General features: G+C 69.4%; 12 protein-coding genes. 7 read left to right on the top strand and 5 right to left on the bottom strand.

The genetic code is table 11. The features are described from left to right. Positions 1-1,087: M20/M25/M40 family metallo-hydrolase (locus tag VE172_RS02900; protein ID WP_324796898.1), on the top strand; the 1,087-nt coding region annotated here is incomplete at its 5' end. Positions 1,088-1,270: 183 nt separating this feature from the next. On the opposite strand, the gene VE172_RS02895 is transcribed toward VE172_RS02900, so the two are convergent. Beyond that, complete coding sequence (locus tag VE172_RS02895) at positions 1,271-1,861, bottom strand: uridine kinase family protein (RefSeq protein ID WP_324796895.1); 591 nt, start codon at positions 1,859-1,861, stop codon at positions 1,271-1,273. A gap of 91 nt (positions 1,862-1,952) precedes the next feature. Between VE172_RS02895 and ssb the strand changes: the two genes are divergently transcribed. Next, entirely contained in the window at positions 1,953-2,675 is a 723-nt protein-coding gene (ssb, locus tag VE172_RS02890) for a single-stranded DNA-binding protein (protein WP_324796892.1), read from the top strand. Here the strand turns inward: ssb and VE172_RS02885 are convergent. Further along, a complete protein-coding gene (locus VE172_RS02885) occupies positions 2,665-3,429 on the bottom strand; it encodes a class I SAM-dependent methyltransferase (RefSeq protein ID WP_324796888.1) in 765 nt (254 codons plus the stop codon). The two genes, ssb and VE172_RS02885, sit on opposite strands and share 11 nt — an antisense overlap. 78 nt (positions 3,430-3,507) lie before the next feature. Between VE172_RS02885 and VE172_RS02880 the strand changes: the two genes are divergently transcribed. Next, positions 3,508-4,092, top strand: a complete 585-nt coding sequence (locus tag VE172_RS02880; protein ID WP_324796885.1) for a CGNR zinc finger domain-containing protein — start codon at positions 3,508-3,510, stop codon at positions 4,090-4,092. A 2-nt stretch (positions 4,093-4,094) separates the two neighbouring features. Here VE172_RS02880 and VE172_RS02875 read toward each other — a convergent pair whose 3' ends face one another. Further along, positions 4,095-4,679, bottom strand: coding sequence for a dihydrofolate reductase family protein (locus tag VE172_RS02875; RefSeq protein ID WP_324796883.1), 585 nt, complete (start codon positions 4,677-4,679; stop codon positions 4,095-4,097). 145 nt (positions 4,680-4,824) lie between these two features. Here VE172_RS02875 and VE172_RS02870 point away from each other — a divergent pair, with 145 nt between their 5' ends. Beyond that, the gene (locus tag VE172_RS02870) at positions 4,825-5,796 is read left to right on the top strand and encodes an aldo/keto reductase (protein WP_324796880.1); all 972 of its coding nucleotides are present in this window, start codon (positions 4,825-4,827) and stop codon (positions 5,794-5,796) included. A gap of 6 nt (positions 5,797-5,802) precedes the next feature. Here VE172_RS02870 and VE172_RS02865 read toward each other — a convergent pair whose 3' ends face one another. After that, positions 5,803-6,741, bottom strand: coding sequence for a LysR family transcriptional regulator (locus VE172_RS02865; protein ID WP_324796877.1), 939 nt, complete (start codon positions 6,739-6,741; stop codon positions 5,803-5,805). A 92-nt stretch (positions 6,742-6,833) separates the two neighbouring features. On the opposite strand from VE172_RS02865, the gene VE172_RS02860 reads away from it, so the two are divergent. The 3 genes from VE172_RS02860 to VE172_RS02850 all read left to right on the top strand — a co-directional run bounded on the left by VE172_RS02860 (position 6,834) and on the right by VE172_RS02850 (position 9,107). Further along, complete coding sequence (locus tag VE172_RS02860; protein WP_324796875.1) at positions 6,834-7,217, top strand: YciI family protein; 384 nt, start codon at positions 6,834-6,836, stop codon at positions 7,215-7,217. After that, on the top strand, positions 7,214-7,945 hold the full coding sequence (locus VE172_RS02855) for a maleate cis-trans isomerase family protein (RefSeq protein WP_324796872.1): 732 nt from the start codon (positions 7,214-7,216) through the stop codon (positions 7,943-7,945). The genes VE172_RS02860 and VE172_RS02855 overlap by 4 nt, the downstream gene beginning before the upstream one ends. A 148-nt stretch (positions 7,946-8,093) precedes the next feature. Continuing rightward, positions 8,094-9,107, top strand: a complete 1,014-nt coding sequence (locus VE172_RS02850; protein ID WP_324796869.1) for an aldo/keto reductase — start codon at positions 8,094-8,096, stop codon at positions 9,105-9,107. A 33-nt stretch (positions 9,108-9,140) separates the two neighbouring features. On the opposite strand, the gene VE172_RS02845 is transcribed toward VE172_RS02850, so the two are convergent. Beyond that, positions 9,141-9,753 (bottom strand): hypothetical protein (locus VE172_RS02845; protein ID WP_324796866.1); only part of this gene is annotated, 613 nt, incomplete at its 5' end.

The raw sequence follows: 9,753 nt of genomic DNA, 5'->3' as shown, positions 1-9,753 counted from the left end.
CCACGATGTGCAGCCCGCGGGCGACCCCGCCGACTGGGAGCAGGACGACCCCTTCGAGCCGCGGCGAAGCGGCGAGCGGCTGTTCGGGCGCGGCTGCGCCGACGACAAGGCCGGGGTGATGGCGCACGTGGCCGCGCTGCGGGCCTTCGGCGATGACCTGCCCGTGGGCGTGACGGTGTTCGTCGAGGGCGAGGAGGAGTTCGGCTCCGACTCGCTGGAGAACCTCATCGCCGAAAACCGCGAGGCGCTGGCGGCCGACGTGATCGTGATCGCCGACTCCGGCAACTGGGACGTCGGCCACCCGGCGTTGACCACCTCGCTGCGCGGCGTCCTGAACGCCTATGTGGAGGTGCGCACCCTGAACCAGGCGGTGCACTCGGGCATGTACGGCGGTTCGGTGCCCGACGCCCTGACCGTCCTGTGTCGACTGATGGCTTGCCTGCACGACGACGCCGGCGATGTCGCGATCCCGGGGCTGGTGAGCGGCGAGGCCGCCGCGCTGGACTACCCGCCGCAGCGGCTGCGCGCCGAGGCCGGGATGGTCGACGGCGTCGAGTTCATCGGCACCGGCCGCCTGGTGGAACGCATGTGGACCAAGCCGACCGCGACCGTGCTGGGCATCGACGCCCCGGGTGCGCGGGAGGCGGCCAACGCCCTGCAGGGTTCGGCGCGCGCCAAGGTGAGCCTGCGGCTGGCCCCCGGCGACGACTACGAGTCGGCGTTCGCGGCGCTGAAGTCGCATGTGGAGGCCAACGTGCCGTGGGGCGCCCAGGTGACGGTGACGCTCGACAACGGCGGAAACCCCTGCGTCATCGACGCGCGCGGCCCGAAATACGACGCGGCGCGCACCGCGTTCAGCCAGGCGTGGGACGGCGTGGAGCCGGTCGACATGGGCGTGGGAGGCGCGATCCCGTTCATCGCGACGTTCCAGGAGCTGTTCCCCGAGGCGGCGGTGCTGGTCACCGGCGTGGAGGACCCGGACTCGCGGGCGCACGGCCCCAACGAGAGCCTGCACCTGAAGGAGTTCGAGCGGGCCTGCCAGGCCGAGGCTCTGCTGCTGCATCACGTGTCGCGGCTGTCGGCCTGACCGACGCCGGTTCGTCGGCGGCGAAAATGGCTGGCTGACAAGCGATTGGCACGTCGCGACCGTGCGTCATCCGTGCCGTGGACGCTTACACTTCTCGCATGCGCGATGACGTCGCATGGTCCGCACCCCCATAGCGGTCCGCGGCTTCGGCTTAGGGAGGCCGGGCCGCGGACCGCTTGTCCGTCAAGGCTTCGCGTCGATCACGACGCATTCGGCGGCGGGGTCGTGGGCGATGTCGGGCGCGCCGTCGACGATCAGATCGGCGTGGGATTCGATGTCGTCGGCGGCCAGGATGTCCACTTCGCGTTCGCGCCAGATGTCCCACTCGCCGCGCATGGCCTCGCCGTCGCGTTCGATGCCGCGCCGCAGGCACTCCGCCGCGTCGGTGCGAACCCATGCGGCGTACGACAACCAGGGACGGAATCGCGCGGCGGCGGTGGTGACTCCCTCCACGATCAACAGCGCGGGTCGCCCGATGTCGCTCCAGGTGTCGCGGAAGCGGTCGGCGACCCAGTCGTAGGTGGGGTACGAGGCGGGCTCGCGGTCTTTCAGGGGACGCAGCACCCAGTTGTCGAGGTTGTCGGCGAAGCCGGTGGGGTGAACCCAGCCCGGCAACAGGTCATCGGTGTGAATCAATGCGACATCGGTGAATTTCTCTTGTGCCGCTTCGGCCAGACGGCCCGCGAAGGTGCTCTTTCCGCTGCCAGAGCGTCCGTCCACTGCGACCAGTCGGGTGTCGCCGAGCCGAGGCGGACGGCCGGAGAGGGTGTCCACGAGCTCCTTAAAGGACAAAATTCGCATAACATCCTCGTAACAACATCGGCGCTGCGGCTTGACAGCGGGGCGTCATAAGCACTATTTCTGTATGCGGGTCAGCAAATGGTTCGGGGCGCCTGCGAAACCGTCTTTCGGTTCGTCGGGCGCCCCGATCCATGTCCGGACCACCCTATTGCGCCATTCCCCGGGCCGCATCGCGGTTTTCCACAATGTGATGGTTATCCACAGGCTCCACATTCGGCTTGGCGTCGGCCCCGGTCACGGGGGCAATCTGGTCGTCGAACCGGCCGGTTCTCCACAGTTCGATACACACGCGAAATGGAGCCAAGTCATGTTCGACACCCAGATCACCATCGTGGGAAACGTTTGCACCAAACCCGTTCAGCGGCAATTCCCCGCCGGGGCGCTGACCGATTTCCGCATGGCCTCGACGTCGCGCCGCTTTGACCGTAAGCAGGATCGCTGGGTCGACGGCGACGAATTGTTCATCCGCGTGGCGTGCTGGAGGTCGCTCGGCGAGCACGTGTACCAGTCGCTGGAGGTCGGCGACCCCATCATCGTGCGGGGCCGCCTGTTCTCCCGCAAGTTCGTCGACGGCAACGACCAGCCGCGCGTCACCTACGAGGTGAACGCCCAGGCGGTCGGCCACGACCTGTCGCGCGGGGTCGCGCGCTTCAGCCGCCAGGCGTCCGCGCCGGGCTCACGCGGCGGCGCGGGCGCCTCGGGCGACGCGGAGTTCGACGCCATCGTGCAGTCCATCGCCGACATCAAGGAGGAGTCGGCCAAGGAGGCGGCATCGGCTACGACCTGACTCCACACAGGATTCGATCGCTGCCCAGCTGCCAGATGGTGCCGACCTCGCCGAACCCGGCGTCGCGCAGGGCGTCGACGTGCACCGATAGCAGGCCGGAGGGCGAGCCATGGTGGGAGGCGATGTCGCGCTCGAGGTACAGACCGGACAGCGCCGAGTCGGCCGCCACCGCCTCCCACCAGTCGCCCCAGGCCTCGGGCGGGTTGCCGCCGAAGGCGCGGTCCTTGGCGGACTGGACCAGCCCGGCCTCGATGGTCTTGAGGGTGGGGGTTTCGTCCACAAAGAAGTGATCGCCGTTGATGAGCAGCCCGCCGGTGTCCAGCACCGTGGCCAGGTCGCGGTACATGACGCGCAGGTCCTCGCCCGACAGCCAGTGCAGCGCGGTGGTGCTGACGGCGGCGTCGGCGGGCCGGTCGAGTTTGAGTCTGCCGACCCAGTCGGCGTCGGACAGGTTGGCGCGCACGAAACGCAGCCCGTCGCGGTGGCCGTGGGCCGCCTTGCCCAGTGCCAACAGCAGCGGGTCGGCGTCCACGGCGACCACCGTGGCCTTGGGCAGGCGGTCCAGGAGCCGCGTGGACAGGGAGCCGGGGCCGCAGCCCAGGTCGATGACGAGGGGGTCGGGGCGTCCGGCGCCGGCCTCGACGGCGTCGGCGATGGCGGTGAAGCGGTCTTCGCGTTCGGGGAGGTAGCCCTCTTGCTGGCGATCCCAGCGGTCGAGCCAGTCGCGGGCGTAGGAAGGTGTGAGGGTGGACATCGCGGTCTCCTCCAGCCAATAACTGGTGACTATGCTTTTGACAGTCACACGCTAGCCCGAAAGGTGGTAACTGGTCAAGTGGACTTCAACAGTCACACCGACGCCGTGGTCGCGGTGACGGTCGAGCTGATCAACGCGCTGACCTCGGGGGAACGCCGCGGCAGACCCTATAATGCTCCACAAGGGATCGACAAGAATGTGGCGGTCACCACAGCTCTGTCGGCCGGGCGGCGCGGCTCCCGCACGGTGACCGACGCCGAGGCCCGGGGCATCACCGAGGTGGCCCACGAACTGCGGGGCGTCTTCCAGGCGATCACCGACGACGACGTGGACGACGCCGCCGCCCGCATCAACGCCGTCCTGGAGCGCACCCAGGCCCGCCCGCTGCTGAAGCGCCACGACGACGAACCCTGGCACCTGCACTACCACGGGGCGGGCGACACGTTCACCAACAACTGGGCCGCCGGTTGCGCCACGGGTCTGGCGGTGGTGCTGGGCAGCGAGCACGCCGACCGGCTCGGGGTGTGCACGGCCCCGTCCTGCGACCGGGTCTATGTGGACGTCTCCCGCAACGGCACCCGCCGCTTCTGCTCCACCTCGTGCCAAAACCGCGTCAAGGCCGCGGCCTTCCGCGCCCGGGAGAAGTCGGCGCCGCGGGCGTAGGGCTATCGACGGTCGTAGGTCAGGAACACCACGCCGCTGTCGTAAACGTGGGAGTCGGTCAGCGCGAACCGATGCGCGTCGAATTCCCCGTCGAACAACGGGGTGCCCGAGCCGATGACCACGGGGTTGAGCTTCAGGACGATCCGGTCGATCTCGGGCAGCAGGCCGTGGGCGAGGTTTCCGCCGCCGACCAGCCAGATGTCCTTGCCCGGCTCGGCCTTGAGCTGGCGCACCCGCGCGATGGGGTCGCCGGCGACGATCTCGACGTTGGGGTCCGGGCTCGCCGACAGGGTCCGCGAGAACACCAGGTGGCGAAGGTGCGGGTAGGCGTCGGTGATCCCCGCGTCCAGCGCGAGCTGGTACGACACGCGGCCCTCCAGGACGGTGTCGAACCGCTGGTTAGGCGGGTCTATGTCCAGGGCCCTGCGCGCCTGGACGGGGATGATGTCGGCCCACTCGGAGAAGATCGCCTCCAGGTGGTCGCCCTCGAGGCCGAAGATGCCCTCGGGGCCCGAGGGGTCGGAGCGGTCGGGCGGCGCGACGAAACCGTCCATGGTGGAGGCGACGAAATAGACGAGTTTGCGCACGATAACTCCCGCCAGACGCAAGGGTGGACACTCGCGCCGAGGCTAACAGCGCCCCGGCCTTGACTTGGAGCGCGCTCGAGGTCTTAGCCTCGTTCCTGGTTCCCCACGGTTATCCCACCGCGCCAACGATCGGAGTGATGAGGCGATGAAGCGAACCCTTGGCCGCAGCGGCATCAAGGTCAGCGCGATCGGATTCGGCGCCTGGGCGATCGGGGGGCCCATCACCAACCGGGGCAAACCCGCGGGCTGGGGCGCGGTCGACGACGACGTGTCGATCGCGGCCATTCACCGGGCCCTGGACCTGGGCGTCACGTTCTTCGACACCGCCGACGTGTACGGCACCGGCCACAGCGAGCGGGTGCTGGCCCGCGCGCTGCGGGGACGGCGCGACGAGGTCGTGATCGCCACGAAGTTCGGGAACGCCTTCGACGAGTCGACGCGCGCCATCACCCACACCGATACCTCCCCCGGCTACATCCGCGCCGCCTGCCGGGCCTCGCTCGACCGGCTGGACACCGACCACATCGACCTGTATCAGCTTCACCCGGGCACGCCCCCGGAGCGCGTCGACGACGTGCTCGCCGCGCTGGAGGACCTGGTCCAGGAGGGATCGATCCGGGCCTACGGCTGGAGCACCGACGCCCCGGCCGGGGCCGCCGCCTTCGCCGCCGGCGAGCATTGCACGGCCGTCCAGTCACAGGTCAACGTCTTCAACGACGCCCCCGAGATGTTCGCCGTCGCGCGGGCCCACGACCTGGCGGTCATCAACCGTGGCCCGCTGGCCATGGGGCTGCTCACCGGGAAGTACGGCCCGGATTCCGTGCTGGGCGACGACGATGTGCGCGGCGATTCCCCGGAATGGATGACCTACTTCCACAACGGCAGGCCCGCCCCACAGTTCCTGGAACGGCTCGACGCGATCCGCGAGATCCTCGCCTCCGACGGCCGCACCCTCGCCCAGGGAGCGCTCGCCTGGCTGCTCGCCCGCAGCGGGCGAACCGTCCCCATCCCCGGCATCCGCACGGTCGCCCAGGCCGAGGAGAACGCCGGAACCATGCACCGCCCCGCGATGAACGCCGCCCAGCTCGCCGAGATCGACACCCTGCTGAACCGGTGACCGGGGTCAGGCCTCCGATTCCGGGCGGGGAAGCCAGGAACCGCCGGGAACCGACCGCCAGCCGCGGGTTTCGGCCAGGTCGTCGACGGCGCGGCCCAGCGCGCCCAGGCCGGGATGGCGGGCGCGCGGGTGGAAGATCATCACCCAGGGATACAAGGGGATCGGATCCACCAGCGGCAGGAGCACGGCGCCCGGTACCGGCGGCTGGGTGGTCATGGTGAGGATCGGAAAGTCGCGCAGCCTGATGTGCTGGGCGAGCTCGGCGGGGCCCTGAAGGCGGGGGTGCCTCGCGGTCGATTCGATGCCGAACTCGGCGAGCAGCTGGAGCACGGCGTGTTCCCAGCCCGGCGTGACGTGATCGCCGGTGCGGTAGCACGGCACCGTGTCCCGCAGCGCGGCAAGGGGAACGGCGTCCAGGGTCGCCAACGGGTGCCGTTCGGGTACGAGGACCGCCAGCGGCTCGTACCGGACCAGCCGCTGCCGGGTCCCTTTCGGGAGGTCGAGAGCACGGCCGAAGGTGACGTCGAGTTGACCGCCCTCCAGGAGCGTGGTGGCGGGGTCCTCTCCGGCGTGGAACCGTCCGAAGAACTCCAGGTGCGGCGCCATGCGGCGCGCCGCGGCCAGAACCTCCGTGGGTGTGAGCCCCGGGCCGACGACGTCGACGCGCAGCGCCTCGGTCTCCCCGCGCAGCTCGCGGACGGCGGTGTCGTGTAGCGCGACGAGCTCGCGGGCCCGGGCCAGCAGCCTGGTTCCCGCCGGGGTGAGCGCGGTCCGGCGGGTGCTGCGGTCGAGCAACCTTGACCCGGCCTGGGCCTCCAGGCGCTGAATGTCGCGGCTGAGTGCCTGTTGGGCGATGAACAGTCGCCGCGCCGCCCGGCTGAAATGCAGCTCCTCGGCGACCACGATGAAATGCCGAAGCAGACGGATGTCCAAGTCGTTGACCACGCCCGGCTTTCTACCAGATTTACTCGCCAGCCGCGTAAATCGCCGCGGATTCGGTGTTGGACACCCGCCGCGGCCTCGGTGACGATGGACCCATGAAGTTCATGATCTTTCCCCAGATGTCCCAGCGCACCTGGGACGAACTGTCCGAGGCGGAGTCCACGGCGCCCGAGGTGCTGCGCGAGCTCGGCGATTTCCTGTCCGGCTTCGTCGCCGAACTCACCGAGACCGGCGAGCTGATCGAAACCGGCGGTTTCGCGGCCCCGGCGGACCTGCGGACGGTGGTGCTGCGCGACGGCGCGTCCTCCGTGGCCGACGGCGTCGGGTCCGCCACGGAGGAGGTGCCGGGCGGCTACTTCATGGTCTCCTGCGCGGATCTGGCCCGCGCGACCGAGATCGCGGCGCGGCTGAACCGTGCTCCCGGCCCCGTGCCCCGATCGGGAATCGTCGTCCGGCGGCTCCTCGAGGACGAGCAATGATCCCGACCGGACCGGGCGAGCAGGTCGCCGTCGGGGTGGTCGCCTCGTTCGACTTCGCCCGCGACCGCGAGCTGTGGCGATGGGTGCCGCCGGAGGTCTCGCTCCACATTTCAAGGACCGACGCGGTGCCGCTGGACGACAGCTTCGCGCTCGTGTCGCGGCTCAACGACCCGGCGATGCTCACCCGACCGACCCGGGAGGTGGCACGGGTCCCGATCGGCGCTCGCGCGGTGCTCTACTCGTGCACCGCGGGGAGCTTCGTGGGTGGCGTCGACGGCGAGCGGGCGCTCCGCGACGCGATGACCGCTGCCGGCGCGCCGTGCGCGGTCACCACCTCGGGCGCCCTTGTCGCCGCGTTGTCGGCGCTCGGCGCGGGACGCATAGCCATCGCACATCCCTATGTGGACCCGATCGCGGTCGAACTCGCCGCCTTCCTGACCGAGGCGGGCGTCGAGGTGCTCGCCAGCCACGGGCTCGGCCTGGAGTCGCGCGTGATCAGCTCCGTCGACTACGCCACCGCCGCCGACCTCATCATGCGCGGCGACCATCCCGACGCCGACGCCATCTTCGTCGCCTGCACGCTTCTGCCCACCTATGACCTGATAGCTCCGCTGGAGCGCCTCGTCGGCAAGCCGATCATCACCGCCAACCAGGTCGGCGTCTGGGCGGCCCTACGGCAACTCGGCGTCAAGCTCGACGGGCCCGGCCAGCACCTCGCCCGCCTGTGAACCCACCGGCGTTCCCCCAACCCTCCGTACGAGATGGTCCAGGCGGCGGCGCTTCGCGCCCGGAAGAAATCGGTGCAGCGGTCTTGACTTCGAGCGCACTCGAGGTCTTAGCCTCGCCAGGCACCCATCGAAGCTAGGGAGGACACCCATGGAGTATCGATTTCTCGCCGACACCGGGACACGGGTCAGCGAACTGTGCTTGGGCGCCATGCATTTCGGTGGCCCGACCGACGAGTCGACCAGCGTGGCCATCCTCAACGACTTCGTCGAGGCGGGAGGCAACTTCATCGACACCGCCGACGTCTACAACGCCGGCGAGTCGGAGAACGTCGTCGGCCGTTGGCTGAAGACCCAGGACCGCGATCGCCTGGTCATCGCCACCAAGGTGTTCGGCAACACCGGCGACGGCCCCAACGACGGCGGCCTGGGCCGCAAACACATCGTCTCCGCGGTGGAGGCGAGCCTGCGCCGTCTCCAGACCGACTACATCGATCTGTACTACACCCACATCTTCGACGACACCGTCGCGCTGGAACAGACACTGTCGACGCTGGACTCCTTGGTGACGGCCGGAAAGGTGCGGTACCTCGGCGCCAGCAACGTGTCCGGGTGGCAGCTCCAAAAGGCCGTGGACATCAGCCGGGCCCACGGCTGGTCGCGATACGTCGCCCTGCAACCGCTGTACAACCTGCTCGACCGTGAGACCGAATGGGAGCTGATCCCGGTGTCGCTCAACGAGAACATCGGCGTCATGCCGTGGAGCCCGCTGCGCGCCGGCTGGCTGGGCGGCAGGTTCACCCGCGGCATGCAGGGCCCGCCGGAGGGCTCCCGCATCGCCCAGGCCGCCGAGCGCGGCAACCTCGAACGCTGGGAGAACTACGCCACCGACCACACGTGGAACCTGCTGGACGAGCTGCACGCGGTGGCCGCGGAGTCCGACCGCACCCCGGCTCAGGTGGCCGTGCGCTGGCTCCTCCAGTCCTCCGGGGTCACGGCCCCCATCATCGGCCCCCGCACGATCGACCACCACACCGACAACCTCGGCGCCGCGGGCTGGCGGCTCGAAACCGCCCAGCTGGAACGCCTCGACGCGGCGAGCCGGAAACCCCTGCCGTACCCGTATTACGTGCACCAACAGCACACCCGCCACAACCGACGGTGACGCGCCCACGGTGGATTGCGTGGGCCAGAGGCCCTAGCCTCTGGTCCACAGCACGGTGTCGGAGTTCCAGGTCCCGCCGAGGATTACGGAGCCATCGTGCGAGACCCCGAGAAATGAGTTCCTCGGACTGGTCTCTTCCTCCTCTTCGTCGGTGGGATCGGCGGGTGTGTTGAAGTCCGCCAGTGTGTGGGCCTTGTGGTCGTACATGACGAAGAGTCCCTTGTCGTCGTACCCGTACACCCGGCCTCGGTCGTCGATGAACCCACCCTTGCTCTCCCGGTAGTCGGCCTGGGCGAGCACGTCGAGATCGATCCGTTCGGTCCTGTCGCCGTCGGCATCCCAGCACCACGCGAAGGACGTGTCTTCGTCGCCGTAGTCGTAGACGTAGACGTGGTACACGGTCCCCGCCACGGTCCCGTCGGCGGCGATGGCGACGGCATCCTCGATATCCGGGGAATCCCTGGGGCCCTTGAGAATCTGAAACATGCCGTCGACGTATCGCCAAGCCACGGAGGCCTCACCGAATTGCGCGGTGCCCGCGACCTCCCCCGAATCGTTGACGTCGTCGGCCGTGACGTACGCGTCGGTGTGCCCTTCGATGCTGGTGACCTTGGTGAACACGCCGTTGTGGCACAGCCCGAAGCCC

This window comes from Stackebrandtia sp. (genome assembly GCF_035643755.1).
Lineage (GTDB): Bacteria > Actinomycetota > Actinomycetes > Mycobacteriales > Micromonosporaceae > Stackebrandtia.
This window is presented reverse-complemented; position numbering and strand designations above follow the sequence as displayed.